Raw genomic sequence first — 24,604 nt, 5'->3', positions numbered from 1 at the left:
GATCAAATTCCGTATTTGGTGGAGTGAAACCCAAGGTTTTGAAGTCCCTGTCTGATTTCAGGTGCATTCATGAAAAGATTCCACAGCAATCCGGTGCGGTGGTTTTCGATCATTGGGACAATGGTTCCCTGGTCTATGGCGAGATACCGTTGCGTAACCCAATTATGGTGAGGGGAAAAAGCGTCGTAAGGCCCGCAAAGTCCCACGAGCGTACTGGCTTTTTCCTGGTAGAGATAGCGCAGGAATTTCATCGACTCAACCGGTGTGTACGGAAATGATGAAAGTGCGGCGGTTGGCGATATCACGCCTCTGTCGTTAGTAGGCATGTGTGCGGAGTAACCGGTCGTGCCATCGTTGTTTCGCGAATAGCTTGCGGTAAGTCCCCAACATTTATCGGAATACCCATTGAAGTTATTCGGGTTCTGCCTGCAATGCTCATACACGATTTTCGCGTGGTTTTTGTTCAGATCCCAATAGTTGGCGTATTGATCGGTAAGCCCGTCCGGATCCAGTCCCAAATGGGAGTATTGCGCCCAAAACAAGGGGCCTACATTGCCTGTCGCGCCGTTGTGGTTGAATATGACCGGAATGCCGAATTGACTTCCTCCATGAACGATGTTTCCGTTTCGCGCCCATGCGGTATGATAAGCCGTCGACGGTATCGGATGCGTTGGCGACGCCGCTGCCATCACGTAGGTTATCAGGCATTCATTGTAGCCTTCGAGCTTAAAGTTAAGCTGCCATCCGTAAGTTGGCGACCAATGCCAATAAAGGGCGTCTTCACCTTTGGTGTACCAATTCCAGTCGACACCTTTCCAGAGCGCGTCCGCTTTTTGGGCGAGTGCCTGTTCCTGTTGTGAGCCGTCTTTAAAATATTCGCGTATACATATCAATCCTTGACATAAAAATGCGGTCTCGACCAGATCACCGCCATTGTCGACGGTTCCAAATGGGATCACATTCCCGCTGTTTCCATTTAGCCAATGTGGCCAGGCGCCGTGGAAACGATCGGCGTTTTCGAGAAAGTTTAACGCAGTGGACAGTCTATTTACAGCTTCCGTCCTCGGGACAAATCCCCTTTCAATCCCTACTAAAAGTGTCATAAGGCCAAATCCGGAACCTCCCGTAGTGACGATATGCTGGTCATTCGACGGATCGTCTATGTGATAGCGCTCGCGAGCCAATTTAGCGTTCGGATGTGCCAGGTCCCAAAAATAGAACATGGCGTCTTTTTGTACTTTATCAAGCAACTGGGCATCAGTGAGTCCAGAACCTGGGTCTTCGGCAGGATCACTTTCGTTGCTGCAATTCAAAAGGAACAGCAGCGGCAATAAAAATAGTAGGCTCTTGTAGGGTTTCATGGGCATGATTTTAAAAATATGCCTGTCGCGACCGTCGAATGTCGTGACAGGCATTTACTCTGAATTATTGCTGGTTGGCGAACAAGTCCTGAACTTCGGCGGCGGTGAGCGCCGTGCTGTAAAGTCGGAATTGGTCAAGCGAGCCTTTCCAACTGGAAGAGAGCCAGTTGTCTCCCGCTCCATTTTGCGCCTGAGGGCCGTGACCGATGCGGAAGCCTGTCACTTTCGAATCGTCGAGGTTGACGCCTCCGTGAGTTCCCCATGTCTTGGTTCCATGGACAGCTCCGTCGATATATAGCGTCATCGTCGAAGTAGACGCGTCATACGAAAAAGCAAAGTGATGCCATTGATTATCCAAAAGCCCTTCGATAGAATCTGCATTTTCCCACGTCATCCAGGTGTCGGCCATATCGGCATCTACCATCACGAACTTTACCGCTGCGGCCGTTGCCGAACCGCCATACGCGTCGAACAATAACATCATCGTCCCTCCGGACCAGTGGCCGTTCGAGGAAGGAATACTGAAGATGTGCTCGGCTCCCGGATTGGCTCCGTTTCTGGTTTGTCCGTCGTGTTTTTCCCAAAATGCGACGGTAAAGCTATCTGCCGTTGCAGCCCAATCATTGGGTTTGGAATAATTGATCATGGCGTCCGCGACACCCTGAACGCCGTTTTCGGTCACGCCTGCTGTCGTCGTGAAATTGTTCTCAGTCGGGAATTTTGCGCGAATTTGATCTACTGCAATCATCAGCGGATCTTCACTATCCATATCAAAAGGCACGTAAAATTTTAACGGGCCGCCCACCGGATTTTCATCCACAGGGTAATTCCCGAGTTCGGGCCTGTCCATATCCTGACAGCCCACCAAAGCCGCGAAGGCTCCCATCATCAATCCCATACGGGCGATTGACATTCTCATATTTTTCATAATTGCGAATTTTATTGTTATCAATAGTCAGGATTTTGTACCAGTACGCCGCCAAATTGGTCGATTGCCGTTTGAGGGATCGGATAATAACGGTTTTTAGGCTGATAACCCAAGCCTCCAAGAACCGAAGGCGCATCTCCCCAACGAACCAGGTCGTAAAAACGTTCGCCCTCCATGGCGAATTCAATCCTGCGTTCGTGCTTGATTGCGGTTCTAACCACCGACTGGTCTGATGACATAATATCCGGCAATACAGCGTTGTTTCCGCCTCTCGCCCTTGCGCGAACTTCATTGATATAGCCCACGGCCACACCCGTCTGGCCCTGCTCGTTTGCGGCCTCGGCGGCCATTAGCAAGACATCCGCATATCGGAAAAGCTTGATATTGGCCCAATGGTTTTTATTTTCACCGAATTGCGACCGTTCGATGGCTTTTGTATAGGCTTTGCGATTCCAGTAAGGTTGCGCCAACGGTGGAGACTCCGGAACGACGAGAGCCGGCACCATGTTATCACTCTGTCCTGAGAACAAAATAGTCGCTGCCCGGCGCGGATCGCCTGCTTCGTAAGCGTCCACTAGAACTTGAGTAGGAACATTGAATCCCCAGCCCAAATCCCAGCTTCCCGCTCCGCGCACACCTTGTGATTCCCAATAGTTATTGGAATAGTTCTGGTTGGTCGGGCTTCTGTAGAACTGGATTTCAAAAATCGACTCGGCAGAATTATCGCCTGCACCCAGGAACAAATCCGCATAGCTTGGGTACAAACTATAGCCCATCCCCATAACGATCTGTAATTGCTCCAGCGACTGGGCGTAATTTTGCTGATAGAGATACAATTTTCCCAAAAGCGTATGGGCGAATCCTTTTGTTGCGCGCCCCAATTGGTTGGGCCAGCTTACCGGAAGGTATTCGATCGCAAACTGAAGGTCGGCAATTATCTGAGCGTCTACCTCGGCCACGGTACTTTTGGGCGCGATACCTTCTGACGGCGTCGTTACCCGGTTCAGAACAATTGGAACTTCCCCGTAATCGCGCCTCAGGTCAAAGTAGGAAAACGCCCGCATGCAGGTCGCTTCCGCTTTATTTGCCAGGGTGTTGTCATCCGGATCTTCCATTTCATCTACCGTAACAATAATATCGTTGCAATCATAAATAAGGCGATAATGGGAATTCCAGTTGCCCGCGGCAAAATTCTCGGCTGCGGAATACTGATAGGAATCGAAGATCGTCCCAAAATTGGCGGCATCGGTTTGCGTGCTCCCTTTGGCGGCATCATCCGAACGAATGCTCTGGAACCAGTATCGTGTCCAGTCCGTTAAGCCGGCTTCGGTTCTAAGGCGTCCGTAAAGGCCGAACGCCTGTGCTTCCAATCCTCCGGCAGGGTATTCGCCGACAGTGGCATATCCCTGCGGCTTCTTGTCCAGGAATTCGTCATCGTTACATCCGGTCATTATGGCCACGGAGGCCAATGCGAAGGCCGGCAATTTCAAATATTTTATTCTTTTCATAATTTTCTTTTTAGAATGTCACATTAAGTCCAAGCGAGTAAACGGCCGGAACCGGATATCCACCCGTATCAACGCCAAAGCGCGTTGGCGTACCACCGAGGTCTGGCGTGAATCCCGAGGTTTTGCTCCAGGTCACCGCATTTTGTGCATTGACGAAAATCCTTAAGTCCTGTATATATGCTTTTTGCAGTACTCTGGTCTCGAACTGGTAGCCAAGTTGCAGATTGCGCAGACGGGCGTAGCTTCCGTCCTCTATCATATAAGTAGATACGTTGTTCGTATTGTAGCCTGATGCGCTGTTGAGGCGTGGTTCCCAGTTTGAAGTTCCGGCGCCGTTCCATGCGTTGAGGCGGTCAGTACGATAGTTGAATTGTGTAAAAGTAGATCCATTGCCCCAGTCGCGGAAGATTTCGTTTCCGTAAACGCCTTGCAGATCCGCGCTGAACGAAAAGCCTTTGTATCCAAGATTGACGTTGACGCCATAGGTAAAATCCGGTGTAGGGTTTCCGATTACCGTCCTGTCATCCGCATTCAACACGCCGTCCCCGTTTCTGTCTCTGAATTTAAGATCCCCTACGTCGTACGATCCCAACGAACTTGGCGGTGAAGATAGAATGTCAGCATAAGATTGGTAAATGCCTTCCACTTGATATCCGTAAAATGCTCCAATCGGGTATCCCGCCTTAAGGATCGCAGGATTTTCAAAAATTTCGAAGCCATCTTCTACCACGGAATTCACCCGGTTGCTGATCGTGGTGAAATTGCCCGAAATCGAGTACGTAAAATCACCTATGTTGTCTTTCCAGGTAGCCGCTAATTCCCAGCCTTTATTCTCCACTTCACCGGCATTCACAAAGAAGGGTAAAGCGCCGAGATTGACATAACTCAAAAGATCCTCTGTTTTTTTGTGATAGTAGGCTCCTTCGAACGTCAATCGGTTGTTGAGGGTCGCGAACTCGAGGCCTGCCTCATAGGACGTGACCGTTTCCCATTTTAGGTTCGGATTATTCTCGAATGCCGCAACAAAGGAAGGAACGAGTGCCTGATTTTCATCGCCCGGGCCGTTTCCTACCACAGCCGTCGCTCCTTCGGTGTATCCAGGATAAGTCGGATATCTTATTGGTGTAAACGCATTTCCAAGAACGCCGACCGATCCTTTTAGCTTCAAATAATCGAATACCTTTTGGTTGCTCATGAAACTTTCTTTCGTGATTTCCCAACCGGCACCTACCGACCAGAAATTCTGCCACTTTCGCAAATCGGAAGAACCGTCCCTTCTAAACGAGGCATTCAGCAAATACTTCCCGTCGTAGTTGTATAGAACGCGCGCCAGGTAACTTGCGGTTCCGCTGTCGTACTCCTCTGAATTAGAGATTCGCGAATCAGGGTCACCGAATGGATAGACTCCGAGATACCAAAAGCGAGGGTTATTAGGAATGGGGATCCCACCCACGAACTGATTGACCGAGCCATTAACGCTGCTGAAGCGAAGTTCGTTCCTGGTGTATCCGCCAAGGAGCGTGAAATCGTGTTTGCCAAAGGATTTTGCGTAAGTAAGCAACAGTTCCTGCTGAAGTTGCTGATAGTCACTCTTAGCTTGGGTGACCGATGTCAGCAGACGTCCCGCATACGGTGTAACTTCATCGGTTTCGGCGGCGTAAACGTCAAAAATCGGAGTGTATCCTCTAGACTGGTTGAAACTCAGATCAGCCAGGTATCCTGCCCTGAATTTAAGACCGTCGAGCAGTTTCACTTCCGCGAAAGCGTTACCGACGAACCGCGTGTTGCGACCGATTTGTGTGTAACGCGTTTCCTCGAGGTTACCCACGGGATTACCAATTTGTGCAGCGCCCATATCGGTCGGCAGCTGGTTGTAAAGGTTTTGAGCCGCGTTGAAAGGCTGGACGATTGGTGTCGCGTTCAACGAAGACACGAAGTTGTGCATCTGCGGAAGTCTCATGTCGGATCCGTTTATGCCGGCACCGACCTTAAAGCGGTCGCTTATCGTGAGCTCGTCGTTGATATTAAACGTGAATTTCTTGAATTTCTCGTATTTGATAAGCCCATCTTCTTCGTGGAAGCCCGCTCCAAAATAAATTTTATTTTTTTCCGTGGCGTTCGAGATCGAAAGGTTATAAATCGTGATCATCGGTGAATCGGCCTTTATCTCGTCTACCCAATCGGTATTGGCATTGTAAAGGTTATAGTAAGCGTAAGGTGCCAATCCCTCATTTTGACGTTGTTGATCATAGAGTTGTCGAAATTGTGTTCCATTAGTCATGCTTGGCCGGTCGGTAATCGTCTTGACGCCGGTTGAGACGTTAAAGTTGACGGTCGTTTTTCCCAACACACCTTTCTTGGTTGTTACGATGATCACGCCGTTGGCTCCTCTTACACCAAATATTGCCAATGATGAAGGGTCTTTCAGTACTTCCATGGACTCAATGTCGTTGGGATTGACATAGTCCATATTGTCGTTAAAAATTCCATCGATTACAAACAGTGGTTGCGTTTTGTAGCGACTTATCGTACCTCGGATACGGATGTCCGGCTGTTGCCCCGGCGTGCCGCTGTTGACTACGTTGAGACCTGCAACCTTGCCCTGGAGCGACGCTACCGCATTGGCATTCGGTTTGTCTGCGACCTCTCTGCCGGACACCTTTACTATCGAGCCGGTCAGGTCTCGTTTTCTCGCGGTTCCGTATCCTATGACCACGACTTCGGTGAGTTCTGTCGAGGAAACCTTGAGAACGATCGACATCCCATTTGCTGCAACCGCTCGTTGATTGGCGAAACCAATCATTGTAAATTCAAGTTGCTGGCCGGGATTGGCGTTGATTGTAAAGTTACCGTCGAGGTCAGTTGCCGTCGCATTGGTACTGCCCACCACATTGACGTTGACTCCCGGTAGCGGAAGCTGCTGCTCGTCCACCACCTTTCCCGTTATGCCTTGTGCGGCCACCCAGGAAGGCAGGGAGAGAATTGCCAAAAGGCAGAAAATAAAATTTCTCATATCTATTTGTTAAAAGTTAGCAACACCAATGTACGTATTTCAAACGTTATAGTTGCGACTTTAAACAATACAACAAAACTACATCAAACACCGTTTTTACGACATTAATAATCTCGAAACCAGTTACTTGATAATCATAATATTTTACTAAAATCGAATTGCGATGATGTAGCGATGATGTAGTTGCGATAAGTACCCAGTTGGCCTCAATTGTTAAAAAAATAGTCAGAGCCCAAGCATAAACTTGGAAAGGTTCTCGTCATTGGAAAGCCCTAACTTTTTTCGCAAGCGATAGCGGTGCAATTCCACTCCGCGAAACGAAATGTTCATCAGTGGCGCGATCTCTTTTGAAGAGAGATTCATCCTTAGGTAAATGCTCAGGCGAATATCCTTGGAGGTAAGTGTCGGATACTGCTTCGTGAGATTTTTTACGAAGTCGTTGTGCACCTGGCTCAAATTGGATTCGAACGATTCCCATTCATGTCTGTTGACGGCGTTATGCTTGATCACTTTTTTGATTTCAGCCTTTAGGCGCGAAATATTGCTTTCCGATTCGAGGATTTTCGCGATGTTTTCCATCATTTCGGATTGCTTTGCAATTGATAGTGACTTGCCCGCGACTTGGGACGATTTGGACTGGACTTCCAGTTCGAGAATGTGCTTTTCGTACTCCTGGATGTTGAGTTCGTTTTCGCGCTTGAGCTCCATTTCCATTATCTTGCGTTGGTGACGCAGTTCTTCCTCCTGCAGTTCCAATTTCTGTTTCGTGCGAAGATGATTCCACCGATAATAGACAAAGAAAATAAGCGCGATGACCAATACATACACGATAATCATCCAAAACGAGATGTACCACGGAAACCTGACATAAAAACTATATGCCGTGAGCTTTTTGTACGAATTGCCGTCAAATGAATAAATGCCGATATCGTGATTTCCACCCGATAAATTGTTAAGTACGACTTGTCCCTGGCTTATCGGAAAATAATCACCCGAATCTCCAGTCCTGTAGTAAAGATTCGGGCGATGATAACCGAAATACGGAGATATGACGTGCAATTCCACCGGATGGCTGTTCTTGATGGAAGTCGCTTTCCCTATCAGGTTGCCTTCGTAAAAACCTTCTACCCTGACGCTGCCGGGATCGGTCGTTTTTCCCTTCGGATGATACGAAATAAAGCCATCGTCGAGATTGATGAAAATGCGCTCGCCTATCTTATACGCTTTGGTATTTTCGAAAATCACCTTGCCCTGATAATATTTTTCAGGGATAAGTTCCCAATCGAATTGACCTTGATTCTGGCGGATGACGTACAAAAGCCCCGATTTTTCAACGATGAAGCTCTCGTCGTCTACCGGAATGATATCGGAAATTCCCTTAAAAGCCTTGTTGAACAACACATCCTTCTCAAGCTTGCCCGAAATGGCGTTGTACGTAAACCATGACTTGTCCACCAGAAAAAACAACTCGTTTTTATAACTGAATATCTTGACGCCGAAATCGTTGTTGAGACCGCTTATTTGGCTGATGTTTTCCACTTTCGTTGTCCTGAAATCCCGATCGAACGTGACCCGGTAAAGACTTTTGTAGTTGTCGGCCGCCCAGATTTCTCCCGGTTTGTTTTGCTCGATGTTGCGTATCGGTTTTACGAAACCCTTTAAAAAAACGGGATCGGACAGGTTATCCGCATTTCTATAAAGCACCACACCGGCGTAGGTGGCCTGGAAAAAAACGCCGTCGAACCGGCTCCGGACGAATTCCCAACCGCCGTTTACCGAATTGGCTTTGGTCAAGTGGTTGCCGTCGAATACGAAGGTGCCGTCGTTGTGGCCGATTATGAACTTATCTCCGTTGCGGTAAATGTCCCAAACCTGGCCCTGTGATCCCGGAACGGACTCAAGCGTCGAATTGCGGTAGGTAAAAACGCCGTTGTTGGTAAGCAATACGTATCCGTCAGGCATCGGATTCAGTGCGTATACGGAGCCCATCACGCCGGAACTGTCCGAAAACACGTCGACCGGCGAATTGATTTCGATATGCGCAATACCATTGTCGAGCCCGAGCCACAAGTCGTTTTCGCTGTCGACCGCCAGGCTTAACACGGCGTTATTCTTTATGGAATTTTCGCGGCTAAGGTGGCGGATGCTGCCTTTTTTAATATCCATGAGGTATAAACCCTGAAGTCCGGTACCAATGACCAATCTCCCGCCATTGACGAACTTGGCCGAAAGGATGACGTGTTGTTTGAGTTGGGCGTTGAACGGATGTGACCACGGGGCCAATTGACCATCGAGCTCTACAAATACGCCGTGATTCTTCGTAAAGACATACATGTGGCCGTCGTATTTCTCGATGTGATGGATAACGGCTCCCGAAAGCGGCGTCCATTTTTCTTTTTTGACGAACTTATTGCCTTGCATCACATAAACGCCCTGGCGGACGGTTGCCGCGTATATCGTGCCCTCAACGAGGTAACAGTAGGAAATTTGATGGGGAAATTTAATTTTTTCCACCGTTCCGTTTTTCGACAGGATAAAAATTTCGTTGAAACTTTGGAAGTAGATCTTGCCGCCTGACTTAAAGATTTTCCAGATTTCTTCATTGTCGTCGTGTCCGAAGCAATTTTTTGTTTGGGCGATAGACGTGTAGATCATTTTCCCGTCCCGCCTTTGCCAATAGCCGAAATCGTTGTACGAACCGGTGTAAATCCTGTCGCCGTCAGCCATCAATGACCTGATGATACTCCGGTTCGGCAGCGAATACCGCTCCCATTTCACGCCGTTGTAGCGCAAAAAGTAATGGTTGTTGGCAAAGTACATGGCTTTGTCTTTTCCCTGGGCGAGGTCCCAAACCTGGTTGTCGCCTTTGTATTCGGATTTCGTAAAATTCTCCACGAAAGGCAACAGGTTCGCGCCCGGAATGTCCTGGGCACAAACGGCAAACATGGAACAGTACACGACGGCAAATAGTAATCTCGGGAATCTCACTTGAAATGCGTTTGTCCAAATATAGGAATATCAAAAAAAATGCTTCCGGTCAGGGAAGCACTTTGTATCGATTCTATTTCCCGTGGACGACGGGATGCGCATAATCTTCGAGGTAGCGGAACTTTTCCGTCAGTTGGCCATCTTTGGCGATCAGCGCCCGATCGAGCACGCCGTCTTTATCCTCATTGAAAAACGCTGGGATCACGTGGTCGAGGAACATGCGCCCGAAGCCTTCGCTGGCGTCTTTTGGAAGTTCGCACGGCAAATTGTCTACCGCCATCACCACGATCGCGGACGGATGGAACACGTCAGCTTCCTTATGTTCAGACGGCAGGTATCCGTAAAGCGGGTCGGCAATCGTAGACGAGCGGATCGTGGTCGCGACAGGACCGTCTACATCGCACGAAATGTCGGCCACGACCTTAATCTTATTGTCCGGCTTGCGCAGCATTTCGCGCGAAAGGATCACAGGCGCGCCGTTTCCGTAAAAATGCCCGGCCATGAAGACATCGGCAACTTTGGTAAACCGTTCAAAATCCGATTCATATTGGTCGGGATTGGAGTAAAAATCGTGTTTATCCAGTTTCTTTCCGTCCTTGCGTTTGTTGTAATCCAAAACGTCGATATGGGTGTAAACCGGGTCAGAGAAGCGTTTGTTGAGGAAATCATCGACCGGAACCTCCTTGATCTTTATTGCGTCCAAAAAGTCCTTGGCTCCTTTGCCAACTTTGCCGAATCCCGTAAGCACGATCTTGATTGGCGGCAACATCACGCGCTTCACGCGAGCTTCCATTTCAGACTGCCCTTTTAGGGTTTCCGCTTTCGGGAGGTCGAACAATTCATATTTGACGCCGAATGCGCGCAATCCGTTGTAAGCCCCGACAATTCCGGCATAGCGCCCGAATCCGATAAGGCGGACGTGGTTCTCATTGACGATCGTTTCGTGGTCGTATAACTCGATTTTCTTTTCGAGAATGGCCTGCATCAGTTTTTGGTTGTGCGGTTGTTTTTTGATCGTATGCGAAAAGAAGAAATACGTTTTTTTGGCTACCAATGCTTCGACAGGCACTTCTTTCACGCCGATGAACACGTCGCAATCCGAAACATCGTCGGTCACCTCGAAACCTTTTTCGCGATATTCCTCGTCCGTGAAGACGCGAATGGGCGAACTTTCGACTTTTATTTCGGCTTGCGGAAACGTCTCACGCAGCTCCACGAGCGCATCGGGGCTAAAAACGACGCGTCTGTCCGGCGGGTTTTTGCGCTCTCTTATAATGGCAAATTTCATGTGTCAGCTAATTATGCCGCCAAAAGTAAGGTTTACGAAAACGATGTCAAAACTTTTTTTATCCACAAAAAACATTGGTTTTATTTGCTGAATCACAACTGATTATCGCCATTCATCCGATAAGTTTAAAAAATCATTAACAAATGCGGTCGTTTCAATGTTTGGCGTTTCTCTATATTTGCTTTTATACACTTTCCTGAAATGATTTTTGCGATAAAACGCTACTCCATATACGCTGTTACGTTGGTTTTCCTGTTGTCCGGATGCAAAAACGAGATTCCGGTGGAAGGAAAGACCGAAACCGAAAAATCCGTCGATACGCTCGCTCACATGGAGCCGTTCAAGATTACCGGACCAAAGCTCGGCCTGGACTACAAAGGAAAAAAACGCGAGGCGATAGAACGCTTCGTCGATAAAAACTGGAACGAGGAACGGGACAACCTCAGCATGATCGTGGTCAAGAACGGACAGATCGTGTACGAAAATTACATGGGCGTCGCCGACAAAAACCGCAAGATCACCATGGACGAGCACACGCCTCTCCACATTGCCTCGGTTTCCAAAGTCATTACCGCAACCGCTGTTTTGCTGCTCATCGATTCCGGGAAGATCGAGCTCGACCAGAAAGTCAATACGATTCTCAAGGATTTCCCCTATCCCGACGTGACCGTGCGCATGTTGCTCAACCACCGCAGCGGGCTTACCAATTATGCGTATTACGCCGACCGCAAGGAAATATGGGATAAGAAACAAGTGTTGACCAACCGGGACATTCTCGATCTTTTCATCAAATTCGACACGCCTCTCGACCGTCCGGCGGACAGGAGTTTTGCCTATTGCAATACGAACTATGCCATGTTGGCGCTCATTATTGAAAAGATTACGGGTTTGTCTTATCCGAAAGCGATGAAACGGATGATTTTCGATCCGTTGGGCATGAAAGACACGTTTGTGATGGATTACGAAAAGGATCGCAAGCGCATCATTCCGTCTTACAAAGGAAATGGTGTTGAAATCGGCATGGATTTTCTTGATTCGGTTTATGGCGACAAAAACATTTACTCGACACCGCGCGACCTCATGAAGTTCGACATGGCGCGCTACGCCCCGGATTACCTTAATCCGGACCTCATCAAACAGGTGTACGTCGGTTACAGTTACGAACACAAAGGCGAGAAGAATTACGGCCTCGGGATCCGGATGATCGAATGGGTCACCGGCCAGCATTTTTATTTCCACAACGGCTGGTGGCACGGCAATACTTCCTCTTATGTCAATCTCAAAAACGAAAAAGTGATGATCGTGGCGCTTTCGAACAAGTTTTCACGAAAACCGTACATGGTGCGCAAACTGGCGCCTCTGTTCGGGGATTATCCGTTTAAAAAAGAGAAAGAGGACGAATTGGACTAACTTTTAAAAGCGACCGCAAAAGCCGCCGCAAACAATGATTCGTATTTCTGGTTCGAAGATTCCGGCCGATCAGTATCCGATAGCAACCGGACCATATCTACCGTCAGGCGGACTATTCGGACCTATCAAAACAATCTCGCCCGTTTTTCCGAAGCTAAGGATCTCGATGGGAATGGACCTTGAGATCACCGACCATACTGAAGTGGAATAGCAATTTGAGCAGTGAAAAAATAAATGGTCGGAAACTGGAATTCGAAACCGGCGCGTTGGAATGAGCAATAAAATTTCGCTCCGGTTGTTATAACTACCTAACCAATATCCTTTTCAATGAAAAAACTTCTCCTTTTGAGCCTTCTTTTCCTCGGAACGGCCGCGCTCGCCCAAACTTCTGAAAAACGCGATCCCGTCAATCAAATCGACTACGAAATGGCCCTTACCAAGCCCGGAAGCGCCATCGCTATCTCGACTTACAAATCCAATTCCGAACAGGACAAACACCTTGTACTCAAAACCTCAACCCTCAATTCGGTTAGTGGGAAAGGCGTCCGCATTCGATTGTCGAATGGCGAAAACATCATTTACGACAACATTCCGGTCGAATATGCCGCGTCAGCTCCGGGTCGCCCCAACGTTTCCGCCAACATCCTGATCACGCCCGAACTCGAGAAAAAACTCGAAGGCCAGGAAATCGTCGAATTCACTTTGGGACAGATCAAAACCACCGTGGCGTTCAAGGAAAAGTACGAAAATTTACAGTCGTTGATCAAGCTTATCAAGGACGAAGGGCGTTTCTAGCCCTTACATTTTTATCAATTTTATGATCTTTTCGGCATTTTCCTGACGGATCCTGACGAGATACATCCCGTCGGCAAAAGCCGAAGCATCGATTTGATCGAAGTTTTCGCTTTTTTTGCGCGCAATTACTTTCCCGGATGCGTCGGCGACTTCAAGCTCGAAAGCACCGTGAATTTCCACCGTGGACATTCCCGTGGTGGGATTCGGGTACAACCGGGCGGAATCCAAATCCGGTTCATTCAAACCCAATTGGCTATGGATAACGCCTACCGCCTGCAAATCGAAGCCGCCTGAATTAAAAGGCGTGGGAAACGAATCGTTGACGAGATTGCCGAAGCTGTCCGCCTGCCCGAATTGAGGGTCGACCGATCCGATGACGTCGATTACCTTGATATGGGTAACGGAATGCTTGTCGAGCAAATCGTCATCGGGAAGTTCGGAAAGATCGAAAGGCGTTCCGTACAGCGCACCGTATTTTCCGGCGAGGTTGTTCAAGAATCCCGCAACCGGCGTCCCGAACGTCCCCAATTGCGTCGCCGTTTGCGTTTCGCTGTGATTCGGGAAGCGAAAAAAATGCACGCCGTCCGAACTTGCTTCAACAAACGCCAACTCGAGATAAGCCGTCGAACCGTTCTCGAAAACGGCGAAATCATAGCCGCTTCCGTCGGCGATAGGCGACTCGAACGTGCAAACCGCAAATCCGCCGTCGCCAAGACTTACCGTGTTACCGTCTGGGAAACCAATCGCATGTTCGGGTTGCCCGGCTGTGACGAGATTACTTCCTGAAGCGCTTTGGTCCGGATCTGAAGCATTGACGTAACCTCTCGTGACCTCGATGCCGGAAGCCCATGCTGTGAACGACGGGCTTTGCCGGGAAATGGCGGTCGACCCGGGAAGACCTTCCGCCGGCGCATACGATTGTGCGTGCCCGATTCCCGAACAGATAAGTAGCGCCAAAGCTGTCGCCCTCATTATTTGACGATCAGTTTTTGTGTGGACAACTGGTTATCGCTTGCAATCTGGACGACGTAGAGGCCGCGCGGCAAATCGCTGACGCTGATCCCGGAAGCCGTGTAGTCCTGGAATTTGATGAGGCGGCCCGCAAAATCATAGAGGCAAACCTTTGCATCGGAAACATTCGATAAATAAAAGTGTCTCGTGGCCGGATTCGGATACAAGCCGATAGCAGAAATCTGGGTGTCCGGAACCGCCATTTGGGGCTCCGCTTTGTAGAAAGAGTTCGGCAACCATCCTACCGCATGCGTGCCGAGTACGTTTCCGGACAGGTCGTACACCAAAACCGATCCCGGTGCGATATAACCCGCAGCATCGCCCACGTACAACTTATCGTTTATAAGGTTCATGCCGTAAATGCCGTAAACGCCTTGGTCGCCCGTCGAAAAAAGGAGTTGCGGATTGGCGCCCAGCGTGGACAAAGACGCGCTGTACACATCGAAATCTGACGTAAAATAGATCATTCCGTTGCCGGAGCTCTGCAAATTCGCCGGACTCATTCCGGTCATGATGTGACTTTCCACGACCTGATTATTCGAAAGATCGATCCTGTACATGCCTCCGGGTGTCGCACTTCCGGACCACGACGGCTTCCCGCCGCAAAGCACATAGAGAAATCCTTGTTCCACATAAGCCGAATTGGGAACGTCGCCCACCTCTATCGTATTGACAAGGGTTTGCGTTACCGGATTTACCACCGACACCGTTTTGCCAAAGCTATAGCCGCCTTGGTGGAGCACGTAAAGCATATCGTTGATGTTGAAGATGCGTTCGACGCCTTCCGCCAGTTCGATTGTCGCTTCTATCGCGTTGGTTTCGACGTTCAGGACAGCGATGTAGTCGTCGTCAGGATCGCCTCCGCTGCCCCAATTGGTTACATACGCTTTGTTTCCGACAACGGCCATGTAGCGAGGATTTTCGAGACCGGTGCTGACCGTCGCCACATACTCGAAGGTATAGCGGTTCACGATCTTGATCGTATTGGATATGTTAAGAATGATATACGCATTGTTACCGGCAAAGGTCATGCTTTGGGCTGTATCCCCAAGTGGGCCTTGGTTCGGATTGATAGTCGAATAAATGTCATTGACCACGGCCGCGCCATCCGGAATAAACGATACCGATGCATTCGTGCTGCCTGCCCCGCCTTCGTTGAGCACAAAAACACCGTTCTCGAATGTTTGGGAAATGGCCGTGAAATTTTGAAAGATAAGTGCGGAAAGAATCAGTACGCCCTTGAAAAAGTAGTTGTTGTTCATTCTGAAAAATTTTGACGTTTATAAAAACGGGTTCAGAAGGAAACGCATCGCCATGGCTTTCGGAACGTCCGAGAAGACCGGGCATACGAACCAATCCTTTACCCGAGGATTTCGATCGATTGTGCGTAAAGGCAGGTCTCCTGGCTCGCGTCCCGCCGTTGGCCTTCCCATTCGGTGAGAACAGTGGCGCGAAATAACGACGGTCTTTATAGCTTACAGTTGCGGGAACAGCTTTGGTATTGCACCAAATTCCCTTTTAATGCGTGCACTCGTGCAGCAACCTTTGGCGGCGCGAAGATACTATTTTCCGCAAATAAAAAACGCGCCAATATCAAACGCGTCCCAAAAATTCATACGTTCCCGCCGAGAATGGCGCGAAACGCATTCTTAGGAAAACACCAACAAGCCGACTCATTTTTCGAAATCGTTATCGTCACTTTCCGCGGCTTGCGTGCCATTTTTGCGAATTAGTCACTAGCTTTGCCGCATGTTTATCCATCGCCATCACACCAAATCGAACGCTTGTTGCACTTGTATGCAAACCGATACCGTATTGGCACTGTAAAAACTATCGAATCCTGATTGTATAGCGCCTTTCCGTTCACGAAAGGCTTTTTTGTTTTCCGAAAATACTGCTTCCATGCTAAAAAAATCCCTAGACGCTCTCAAAGCCGAAGCTGCCCAAACCGGCAGCAATACCCTTAAACGCACGCTTGGCCCTGTAAATCTGATTGCTATCGGAGTTGGTGTGATAATCGGGGCCGGTCTCTTCTCGCTAACCGGAATCGCCGCCGCAGAAAATGCCGGGCCGGCCGTAACGTTGTCATTCATCATTGCAGCCGTCGGTTGTGCCTTCAGCGCACTTTGTTATGCCGAATTTGCCTCGATGGTGCCCGTTTCCGGTAGCGCCTACACCTACGCATACGCTACGTTGGGCGAACTTTTCGCCTGGATCATCGGTTGGGATCTGGTGCTCGAATACTCCGTCGGGGCTGCGACCGTCGGGATCAGTTGGTCGCAATATCTCGTGAAATTCCTCGATGGCTTCGGCATTCACCTTCCGCCCCAAATCGTCCACTCTCCGTTCGAATCCGTCGTAATGGCGAACGGATCGGTCGTAAACGGGATCGTTAACCTTCCGGCGGTGTTGATCATTGCGCTGATTACATCGGTCATCATCAAGGGCACCAAGAGTTCCGCGTTTTTCAATGTGATCGTCGTGGCCCTCAAAGTTGGCGTGGTGTTGGTCTTCATCGGCCTGGGATGGCAATATATCGATCCCGCGAATTATCAACCGTATATGCCGCAAAACACGGGAACTTTCGGAGAATTCGGCTGGAGCGGCGTCTTGAGGGGAGCCGGCGTGGTTTTCTTCGTCTTCATCGGATTCGATATCGTGGCGACGATGGCCCAGGAAACCAAGAATCCGCAGCGCAACATGCCAATCGGGATTTTAGGGTCGCTGGCGGTTTGTACGGTTTTGTTCATCCTTTTCGGATACGTGATGACCGGGCTTGCCAATTACACCGAATTCAAGGACAGTGCGGCCCCGGTGGCGATCGCGATTGCCAAAACGCCTTACACTTGGTTGGCCACCGCCGTGATCCTGGCGATCCTTATCGGATACACTTCGGTGATACTCGTAGATCTTTTGGGGCAATCCCGCGTGTTTTACGCCATGAGCAAAGACGGCTTGTTGCCGCAGGTTTTCTCGAGGCTTCACCCTAAATTCCAGACGCCGTCCAAATCCAATCTCGTGCTTTGCGTGTTCATCAGCTTATTTGCGGGATTCATCCCGATAAGCGTCGTGGGCGAAATGACGAGCATCGGAACCCTTTTGGCTTTTGTGATGGTTTGCCTCGGCATCCTGATCTTGCGCAAGACACAACCCAATGTCGAGCGACCGTTCAGGACGCCTTGGGTGCCGCTCGTCCCGATTTTGGGAATCCTGACCTGCCTCGTGATGATGTTCTCGCTTCCGCTGGACACATGGCTGCGTCTCTTCGTCTGGTTGGCCATCGGTTTTGCGATCTATTTCCTTTACGGAAAAAAGAACAGCAAATTAGGCAAGCAAACTTCGTATCAAGATTCCCAGGACGAGGCTTCCCGATAATCGTATCACATTCTGACACAAATGCTGCAACGCGTTAGTTTGATGTTCGTCCGAACTTAGGGATCAACAAATACAAAACTTATGAAAGCAGCAGTAATTCACGCGCCGGGTTCCATATCGTACGATACCGTAGACGACCCTCAACTCAAAGAGCAGGATGATATTATCCTGAAAGTCACCTCGACCGCCATTTGCGGATCCGATCTTCACATTTATTCTGGAGGATTTCCCCAACCGCGACCGATGGTGCTTGGGCACGAATTCATGGGGATCGTCGAAGAAGTCGGGAAAGGCGTGACCAAATTAAAAGTCGGCGACCGCGTCGTGGTACCGTTTCCGATCGCGTGCGGAAGTTGTTATTTCTGCAATCACGAACTGCCCGGTCATTGCGAGCATAGCAATCCAGACAATTACGGGCCGGAAGGCGGCATCCTGACCGAAAAAGGTGGCGCTCTTTTCGGATATACCGATCTTTACGGAGGCTATGACGGCGGACAGGCGCAATACGTCCGGGTTCCGTATGCGAACTTCGGGCCCCGTGTCGTCCCAGACAGCCTAACCGACGAGCAGGCGCTCTTCCTTACCGACATCTTCCCGACGGGCTACACCGGCATCGACTGGGGAAATGTAAGCGGAGGCGAAACGGTCGCGATTTTCGGATCCGGACCCGTCGGATTGATGGCAGCGAAATCGGCCTGGCTGCGCGGGGCCAAACGTGTAATTGTAGTGGATACGTTGGAATATCGCCTAGAGACCGCCAGGCGTACGACGCAAGCCGAGACCATCCAATGGACGGACGGCCCGAAAGATGTCGTGGAACAAATCCGCTCGATGACAAATGGCCGTGGAGCCGATGTCGTGGTCGACGCAGTAGGATTCGAACCCGAACGCGACCTGATCGATCGTGCCAAAGCCGTCATCAACTTTGAAAAAGGCTCTGTAAAAGTGCTCGAGGCGTGTATGAGCGCGGTGCGTCGCGGCGGAACGGTTTCCGTACTCGGCGTATATCCGGCGACATATGACAATTTCCCCGTGGGCCAGTTTTTCGACAAAGGAATCATCCTCAAAGGCGGGCAGGCGCCGGCTCAGAAATATATTGACGAACTGATGCAATACGTCTTAGAAGGACGCGTGCAGCTCGACGACATCATTTCCCACCGCCTTCCGCTTTCAGAAATTGCGCACGGTTACGATATTTTCAAAAAACGCACGGACAATTGTACGAAGGTAGTACTCGATCCCTGGAGTTGACAACTCATAAATACATGAAACAAGCGACGTTCTATTTAGACGTCGTTTTTTTTTGGCACATTGCGAGCGCCTATTTCGATATAGAATCTTAAGATTGTGATTTTCGGATGAAACCTCCTAAATTTAGAATCCAGCAAAGGAGTTTTTAACCACAAATCCGATTTAATATGGAAAACGAATCGAACGACATCAGCAAATGCCCGTTCCACAGCAACCGGCAGAACGTAGGCGGTGGCGGTACAAAAAACCACGATTGGTGGCCGAACCATCTGAAATTGAACATCCTGAGGCAGAATTCGGAAGCATCAGATCCGATGGGACCTGCTTTCGATTATGCGACGGCTTTCAACAGCCTCGATTATGAAGGTTTAAAGAACGATTTGACTAACCTGATGACCGATTCCCAGGATTGGTGGCCCGCCGACTTCGGTCATTACGGTGGCCTTTTCGTACGCATGGCCTGGCACAGCGCCGGAACCTATCGCGTGGGCGACGGACGAGGCGGCGGCGGAGCGGGATTGCAGCGTTTCGCGCCCCTGAATAGCTGGCCGGACAATGTAAGTCTCGATAAGGCGAGGCGTTTATTGTGGCCGATCAAACAAAAATACGGCAGTAAAATTTCGTGGGCGGACCTCCTGATCCTCGCCGGAAACGTGGCCCTTGAGTCGATGGGTTTCAAGACGTTCGGGTTTGCGGGCGGACGGGCGGACGTTTGGGAAGCCGACGAATCCGTTTATTGGGGATCGGAAACGACCTGGCTCGGCAACGATGAACGTTATAGTCGTGGCGTAAAAGGCGTTCCCGAACGAGGCGTGTTGTCCTCAGATGAAGACGCCGACGGAAAAACCCATTCACGCGACCTCGAAAAACCGCTTGCCGCGGCACACATGGGCCTGATTTACGTAAATCCCGAAGGTCCGGACGGCAATCCCGATCCTGTCAAGGCAGCGCAGGACATTCGCGATACCTTCGGGCGCATGGCGATGGACGACGAAGAGACCGTCGCACTCATAGCCGGCGGGCACACGTTCGGAAAAACCCACGGAGCGGCTTCGTCGGACCATGTCGGAAAAGAACCCGAGGCGGAAGATATGGAATTGCAGGGATTCGGATGGAACAACAATTTTCGCTCGGGAAAAGGCCCGGATACCATAACGAGCGGACTTGAAGTGACCTGGACCAAGACGCCGACACGGTGGAGCAACGATTTTTTCGAAATTCTGTTCGGGTTTGAATGGGAACTGACAAAGAGCCCGGGCGGCGCTCACCAATGGGTTGCCAAAAATGCCGAAGCAATCATCCCGGACGCGTTCGACGCGAACAAAAAACACCTTCCGACGATGCTCACGACCGACCTTTCGCTTCGGATGGATCCGGATTACGAAAAAATTTCGCGTCGCTTTCTCGAAAATCCAGACCAATTCGCAGCAGCTTTCGCCCGTGCGTGGTTCAAACTTACCCATCGCGACATGGGTCCGCGTTCGCGTTATCTCGGTCCTGAGATTCCTCAGGAAGAATTGCTTTGGCAGGATCCGATACCGTTGGCGAACCACGTTATCATCGATGCGGATGATGTCCGCAAGTTAAAAAATACGATCCTCGAATCTGGCCTGGGCGTTTCAGATTTGGTGACGACGGCCTGGGCTTCGGCCTCGACATTTCGTGGATCGGACAAGCGTGGCGGTGCAAATGGCGCCCGCATACGACTCGCTCCTCAGAAGGATTGGAAGGTCAACAATCCGGAGCGTTTGCAGAAAGTGCTATCGCAGCTTGAACGCATACAACAGGACTTCAATGGTTCGCAAAACGGCAAAAAAGTTTCGCTTGCCGATTTAATTGTCCTTGGCGGAAATGCCGCAGTGGAAAAGGCGGCGTCAGATGCCGGATACAAGATTTCAGTTGCGTTCACGGCTGGTCGAATGGATGCCTCACAGGAACAGACCGATGTGGAATCGTTCCAGTTTCTCGAGCCGGCTGCCGACGGCTTCCGAAATTACAGGAAATCCGGAGTCGAGGTGTCGACCGAGGCGTTGCTCATCGATAAAGCGCACCTGCTGACATTGACCGCACCGGAACTGACCGTTTTGATTGGCGGAATGCGCGCCCTCGACGCCAATTACGACGCATCTGAACACGGTATTTTTACCGATCGTCCCGGGCAGTTGACAAACGATTTTTTCGTGAACCTTTTGGATATGCGCACGCAGTGGAAGGCGGTTTCTTCGGACAAGGAACTTTACGAAGGCCGCGACCGTTCATCAGGACAGTCAAGATGGACTGCCACGAGGGCTGATCTCGTCTTTGGATCGAATTCCGAGCTACGGGCGATCGCAGAAGTCTACGCCAGTTCGGATGCCGGTCAAAAATTCGCCGACGATTTTGCGCTGGCTTGGGCCAAGGTCATGAACGCCGACCGTTTCGACATCAGATAAACAAAAAAGGCACCCATCGAGGTGCCTTTCTTATTTAGGTATTTAATTATCGCGTTTCGGATGCCAGGTTGACGCGCCCGGTTTGAAGCCCGGCCCCTGAAACCTCAAGGGTAATCTCACCTGCGTTTTTTGTGGACTGAACCAACACGACAAGTTTTCCGCTGAACAATTTCATCGTTTTTTCGTGGAATACTTCAAGCGAAGTAGCATCGCCGTTACAAGCGGCTTTGAACGTTCCCTGGCCTGAGACATTGAATTGTAGCTGGTTCGTCGCCGTTGGACAAGGAACGCCTTTTTCATCCACGACAGACACCGTCACAAACGACAAATCTTCTCCGTTGGCCCGAATGGTTCTAACGTCCGGATCAAGCACGATGCGGTTCGGTTTGCCGGAAGTCTTGATTTCTTTTTCGGCTACGGCCTTTCCGGACTTGTCAAACGCAACCACTTTTACGATTCCCGGTTCGTATTTGACGTCCATCCACATCAGGCGGTAACGGTTTTGGGGCGTAGCGTCGTGCTTTTTTTGGACGCCCATACTTTTTCCGTTTACGAAAAGTTCGGCACTGTCGTAATTCGTGTAGACGAAAACCGGCGTGGTTTGGCCTTCGCGCCCTTCCCAGTTCCAGTGCGGCAGGATGTGAAGCGTTTCATCGGACGTGTTCCATCGGCTTCGGTAAAGGTAAAAGCGATCTTTCGGAAGGCCAGCAAGGTCGGAAATCCCAAAATACGAACTGCGCGATGGCCATTTTTCGTCATAAGGCGTCGGCTCGCCCAAATAATCGAATCCCGTCCAGACGAATTCCCCGATTACCCAGGGCTTGTCGTCCTGGAGCACGAAATCTTCATCGGGAACGTTCGACCAACTGCAAGCTTCGAGATCGTATGAAGAACTTTGAAAATCGTCGTATTGCTTTTCCTTGGCTTGTACAACCGGGAACTTGTAAATGCCGCGAGAGCTTACCGTAGAAGCCGTTTCCGATCCCAGGATAAATCCCTGAGGAAATTTTTTGTATGCTTCTTCGTACAAATGTACGCGGTAGTTCAAACCGGGAACGTCCAAGAGCGACCCGAATCCCGACTCCATCGTCTGCTTGACCTGGTCCATCCCGACAGTGACGGGGCGCGTCGGATCTTCGCGGTGAAACACATCTTGTAAGAATTTTGCGTGCTTCAGTCCATCGGCACCGTATTGATCCGGAACTTCATTTCCCGAACTCCACATGACGATGCTTGGATGGTTTCGCGTGGCACGCACCAGGTTGACGATGTCTTTTTCGGCATATTCTGCAAAGAAGCGATGGTAACCGTTTTCGACCTTCGGCTTAGCCCATTCGTCGAAACTCTCAGCGAGGAACATGAAACCCATCTCATCGGCGAGTTCGAGCTGCTCCAACGATGGCATGTTGTGCGAACTCCGGATCGCGTTGCATCCCATGTCTTTTAGAATCGTCAACTGGCGACGCAAAGCGGATTTGTTGACCGCGGCTCCCAACGGCCCGAGATCGTGGTGCAGGCAAACGCCTTTGAATTTCGTGATCTTGCCGTTGAGGCTGAAGCCTTTGTGCGGCTCGAATTTAATTTCGCGTATGCCGAACCTTGTCGATTCCTGATCCTTGAGTTCATCTCCAACGTAAAGTTGGGTTATCGCGGTATAGAGATAAGGCGTTTCCGGACTCCAAAGTCGGGGATTCGAAACCGCGATGTCCTGCTCGTGCTGGCCGTTCGTCTTAGAATCGCTTATGCTTTCGGAAACGATAGTGCCGTCTGCGTCTTTGATTGTGGTAATCATCCTGGTATTCACGCCGCTCACCCTTGCTTTGACATTGACCGTCGCGGAAGTTTCGGTAATCGAAGGCGTGGTGATGAACGTGCCCCATTGCTCAAAACTTTCAGCATTTTTCACGACGACACTTACGTTCCGATAAAGTCCTGCTCCGGGATACCACCGCGACGAGAACGGTTGGTTTGTCAATTTGACGGCCAGCGTATTTGTCCCTCCTATGACGATATCTTTGGAAATATCGAGATAAAAATAACCGTAACCGTAGCCCCACTCCCCTATTTTCTTACCGTTGAGATAGACTTGCGGCTCACTCATGGCGCCTTCAAAGAGAAGCAACGCCTTTTTTCCCTCAGCGAATTCAGGAAGCGAAAACTCCTTGCGATACCAACCGGATCCGATGTGAGGCAATGATCCTGTTCTCCCTGTTTTTTCACTCGCTGCTTTTTCCCCGTTTTGTTCGATGGCAACGGTTTGCAAATCCCATTTTTTGTCGAATGGCCCGGTAATGGCCCAATCGTGGGGAACCGAGACCGATTGCCAGCCGGAATCGTCGAAATTGGGAGCATAAAAGTCGTTCGGCGCCTCCCGCGCGAACTTCCAGTCTTCGGCAAGTACGGTTGTCTGTCTCGGAGAAACCGATTCATTTTTCAATCCGGAACAAGCCGAGGTCAACAAAGCCGCGACAGCCAGGCAACATCCGAATTTAATATCGTGCAACTTCTTCAACGTAGCGTGTATCATCTAAATCAGGGATTTTGAACATCAATTTGTAGGAACGCAGGCAAATTAGACAATACGCGATTGAGAAAACCTCACAGCCTACCAGTTTTAGGAGCGGATGGACAAGATTAGAAAACAAAAAGCGGAAGAAACATTTGTCTCTTCCGCCTTTTAGTGGAATCGCCGGGAATCGAACCCGGGTCCAAACAAGCAATCAACGGGCTTTCTACACGCTTATTTCCCGATTGGATTTTCGATGTTGCGCTTGGCCAGGAAACAGCCACGAAACACTTAGCTCCTTAAGTTTCGAGAATCCCGCGGAGCGAAAGATCCTCTAGGTTTATTTTTACGGTTCTCCTTGACGGAACGCCACAAACCAGGGCTTTCCAGGAGAATTCAGCCTCCCTACCTTGTAGGGACGTGGATTAATCTTACTTTATTCAGATTAAGCAGCCAAAGCGTAGTTATTCTCGCCGTGTAAAAGTGTTGCAGCTCGGGATTAACGTGAATTGCTGCCTTCACGACGTGCTTACCGATCAATTGGCCTTGCTGTCAAAACCAGTCGACCCCAATTGTGGGTGCAAATTTAAGCAAACAGCGGGATTATTGAGAACTAATAAATAATAATTAACAATTGGGCGTGCCGGCGGCTCAAAATTACTGTTAGATTAGCAGGTCGTCGCCGCCGTCGGGCTTTCCGCTGTATCTTTTAGGTTCGGGGCGGCCTGCGGCCGCCCC

Annotated in this window: 15 protein-coding genes, 1 other RNA gene and 1 riboswitch; of the genes, 6 read left to right on the top strand and 10 right to left on the bottom strand. The window is 49.9% G+C overall.

Translation table 11 applies throughout. The features are described from left to right. Nucleotides 1-2 precede the first annotated feature (2 nt). The 6 genes from HC229_RS10345 to HC229_RS10320 all read right to left on the bottom strand — a co-directional run bounded on the left by HC229_RS10345 (nucleotide 3) and on the right by HC229_RS10320 (nucleotide 11,086). Complete coding sequence (locus HC229_RS10345) at nucleotides 3-1,361, bottom strand: glucoamylase family protein (protein ID WP_191020592.1); 1,359 nt, start codon at nucleotides 1,359-1,361, stop codon at nucleotides 3-5. 64 nt (nucleotides 1,362-1,425) lie between these two features. Next, nucleotides 1,426-2,289 carry a LamG domain-containing protein gene (locus HC229_RS10340; protein WP_191020412.1) on the bottom strand — a complete coding sequence of 288 codons (864 nt, stop codon included), beginning with the start codon at nucleotides 2,287-2,289 and terminating at the stop codon, nucleotides 1,426-1,428. A gap of 20 nt (nucleotides 2,290-2,309) precedes the next feature. Then, nucleotides 2,310-3,797 (bottom strand): RagB/SusD family nutrient uptake outer membrane protein, encoded by a 1,488-nt coding sequence (locus HC229_RS10335; RefSeq protein WP_191020411.1) that lies wholly within the window; start codon nucleotides 3,795-3,797, stop codon nucleotides 2,310-2,312. Between the two features lie 10 nt (nucleotides 3,798-3,807). Beyond that, nucleotides 3,808-6,810, bottom strand: coding sequence for a SusC/RagA family TonB-linked outer membrane protein (locus tag HC229_RS10330; protein ID WP_191020410.1), 3,003 nt, complete (start codon nucleotides 6,808-6,810; stop codon nucleotides 3,808-3,810). 225 nt (nucleotides 6,811-7,035) lie between these two features. Then, nucleotides 7,036-9,798: a histidine kinase gene (locus HC229_RS10325; RefSeq protein ID WP_191020409.1), complete on the bottom strand. Its 2,763-nt coding sequence runs from the start codon at nucleotides 9,796-9,798 to the stop codon at nucleotides 7,036-7,038. A gap of 73 nt (nucleotides 9,799-9,871) precedes the next feature. After that, on the bottom strand, nucleotides 9,872-11,086 hold the full coding sequence (locus HC229_RS10320) for an NAD(P)-dependent oxidoreductase (protein WP_191020408.1): 1,215 nt from the start codon (nucleotides 11,084-11,086) through the stop codon (nucleotides 9,872-9,874). 201 nt (nucleotides 11,087-11,287) lie between these two features. Between HC229_RS10320 and HC229_RS10315 the strand changes: the two genes are divergently transcribed. The 3 genes from HC229_RS10315 to HC229_RS10305 all read left to right on the top strand — a co-directional run bounded on the left by HC229_RS10315 (nucleotide 11,288) and on the right by HC229_RS10305 (nucleotide 13,291). Then, nucleotides 11,288-12,496 carry a serine hydrolase domain-containing protein gene (locus HC229_RS10315; RefSeq protein WP_191020407.1) on the top strand — a complete coding sequence of 403 codons (1,209 nt, stop codon included), beginning with the start codon at nucleotides 11,288-11,290 and terminating at the stop codon, nucleotides 12,494-12,496. Between the two features lie 34 nt (nucleotides 12,497-12,530). Then, the gene (locus HC229_RS10310; RefSeq protein ID WP_191020406.1) at nucleotides 12,531-12,707 is read left to right on the top strand and encodes a hypothetical protein; all 177 of its coding nucleotides are present in this window, start codon (nucleotides 12,531-12,533) and stop codon (nucleotides 12,705-12,707) included. 116 nt (nucleotides 12,708-12,823) lie between these two features. Next, the gene (locus HC229_RS10305) at nucleotides 12,824-13,291 is read left to right on the top strand and encodes a hypothetical protein (protein WP_191020405.1); all 468 of its coding nucleotides are present in this window, start codon (nucleotides 12,824-12,826) and stop codon (nucleotides 13,289-13,291) included. A gap of 3 nt (nucleotides 13,292-13,294) precedes the next feature. Here the strand turns inward: HC229_RS10305 and HC229_RS10300 are convergent, their stop codons facing one another. Further along, nucleotides 13,295-14,263, bottom strand: coding sequence for a T9SS type A sorting domain-containing protein (locus tag HC229_RS10300; protein WP_191020404.1), 969 nt, complete (start codon nucleotides 14,261-14,263; stop codon nucleotides 13,295-13,297). Further along, nucleotides 14,263-15,564: a DUF5074 domain-containing protein gene (locus HC229_RS10295; protein WP_191020403.1), complete on the bottom strand. Its 1,302-nt coding sequence runs from the start codon at nucleotides 15,562-15,564 to the stop codon at nucleotides 14,263-14,265. The genes HC229_RS10300 and HC229_RS10295 overlap by 1 nt, the downstream gene beginning before the upstream one ends. A gap of 113 nt (nucleotides 15,565-15,677) precedes the next feature. Beyond that, nucleotides 15,678-15,864, bottom strand: a riboswitch (cobalamin riboswitch). A gap of 340 nt (nucleotides 15,865-16,204) precedes the next feature. Between HC229_RS10295 and HC229_RS10290 the strand changes: the two genes are divergently transcribed. From HC229_RS10290 to katG, 3 genes are all read left to right on the top strand, one after another. Beyond that, nucleotides 16,205-17,677 (top strand): amino acid permease, encoded by a 1,473-nt coding sequence (locus HC229_RS10290; protein ID WP_191020402.1) that lies wholly within the window; start codon nucleotides 16,205-16,207, stop codon nucleotides 17,675-17,677. 81 nt (nucleotides 17,678-17,758) lie between these two features. Then, a complete protein-coding gene (locus tag HC229_RS10285; RefSeq protein WP_191020401.1) occupies nucleotides 17,759-18,928 on the top strand; it encodes a zinc-dependent alcohol dehydrogenase in 1,170 nt (389 codons plus the stop codon). 167 nt (nucleotides 18,929-19,095) lie between these two features. Continuing rightward, nucleotides 19,096-21,360 carry a catalase/peroxidase HPI gene (katG, locus tag HC229_RS10280; RefSeq protein WP_191020400.1) on the top strand — a complete coding sequence of 755 codons (2,265 nt, stop codon included), beginning with the start codon at nucleotides 19,096-19,098 and terminating at the stop codon, nucleotides 21,358-21,360. A gap of 46 nt (nucleotides 21,361-21,406) precedes the next feature. Here the strand turns inward: katG and HC229_RS10275 are convergent, their stop codons facing one another. Together HC229_RS10275 and ssrA are read right to left on the bottom strand one after the other, a co-directional pair. Continuing rightward, complete coding sequence (locus HC229_RS10275; RefSeq protein WP_191020399.1) at nucleotides 21,407-23,887, bottom strand: DUF4982 domain-containing protein; 2,481 nt, start codon at nucleotides 23,885-23,887, stop codon at nucleotides 21,407-21,409. A gap of 151 nt (nucleotides 23,888-24,038) precedes the next feature. Continuing rightward, nucleotides 24,039-24,436, bottom strand: a transfer-messenger RNA (tmRNA) gene (gene ssrA / locus HC229_RS10270). Between the last annotated feature and the right edge of the window lie 168 nt (nucleotides 24,437-24,604).

Origin of the sequence: Flavobacterium selenitireducens (genome assembly GCF_014748335.1) — a bacterium.
In the GTDB taxonomy this organism is placed as follows: Bacteria; Bacteroidota; Bacteroidia; order Flavobacteriales; family Flavobacteriaceae; genus Flavobacterium; species Flavobacterium selenitireducens.
The sequence above is the reverse complement of the archived record's forward strand: the minus strand, read 5'-3'. Positions and strand labels throughout refer to the sequence as shown.

Bases quoted from the DNA above. Each gene is read 5' to 3' on its own strand.
- HC229_RS10345 (WP_191020592.1), bottom strand. From the start codon at position 1,361: ATGAAACCCTACAAGAGCCTACTATTTTTATTGCCGCTGCTGTTCCTT.
- HC229_RS10340 (WP_191020412.1), bottom strand. From the start codon at position 2,289: ATGAAAAATATGAGAATGTCAATCGCCCGTATGGGATTGATGATGGGA.
- HC229_RS10335 (WP_191020411.1), bottom strand. From the start codon at position 3,797: ATGAAAAGAATAAAATATTTGAAATTGCCGGCCTTCGCATTGGCCTCC.
- HC229_RS10330 (WP_191020410.1), bottom strand. From the start codon at position 6,810: ATGAGAAATTTTATTTTCTGCCTTTTGGCAATTCTCTCCCTGCCTTCC.
- HC229_RS10320 (WP_191020408.1), bottom strand. From the start codon at position 11,086: ATGAAATTTGCCATTATAAGAGAGCGCAAAAACCCGCCGGACAGACGC.
- HC229_RS10315 (WP_191020407.1), top strand. From the start codon at position 11,288: ATGATTTTTGCGATAAAACGCTACTCCATATACGCTGTTACGTTGGTT.
- HC229_RS10310 (WP_191020406.1), top strand. From the start codon at position 12,531: ATGATTCGTATTTCTGGTTCGAAGATTCCGGCCGATCAGTATCCGATA.
- HC229_RS10305 (WP_191020405.1), top strand. From the start codon at position 12,824: ATGAAAAAACTTCTCCTTTTGAGCCTTCTTTTCCTCGGAACGGCCGCG.
- HC229_RS10300 (WP_191020404.1), bottom strand. From the start codon at position 14,263: ATGAGGGCGACAGCTTTGGCGCTACTTATCTGTTCGGGAATCGGGCAC.
- HC229_RS10295 (WP_191020403.1), bottom strand. From the start codon at position 15,564: ATGAACAACAACTACTTTTTCAAGGGCGTACTGATTCTTTCCGCACTT.
- HC229_RS10290 (WP_191020402.1), top strand. From the start codon at position 16,205: ATGCTAAAAAAATCCCTAGACGCTCTCAAAGCCGAAGCTGCCCAAACC.
- HC229_RS10285 (WP_191020401.1), top strand. From the start codon at position 17,759: ATGAAAGCAGCAGTAATTCACGCGCCGGGTTCCATATCGTACGATACC.
- katG (WP_191020400.1), top strand. From the start codon at position 19,096: ATGGAAAACGAATCGAACGACATCAGCAAATGCCCGTTCCACAGCAAC.
- HC229_RS10275 (WP_191020399.1), bottom strand. From the start codon at position 23,887: ATGATACACGCTACGTTGAAGAAGTTGCACGATATTAAATTCGGATGT.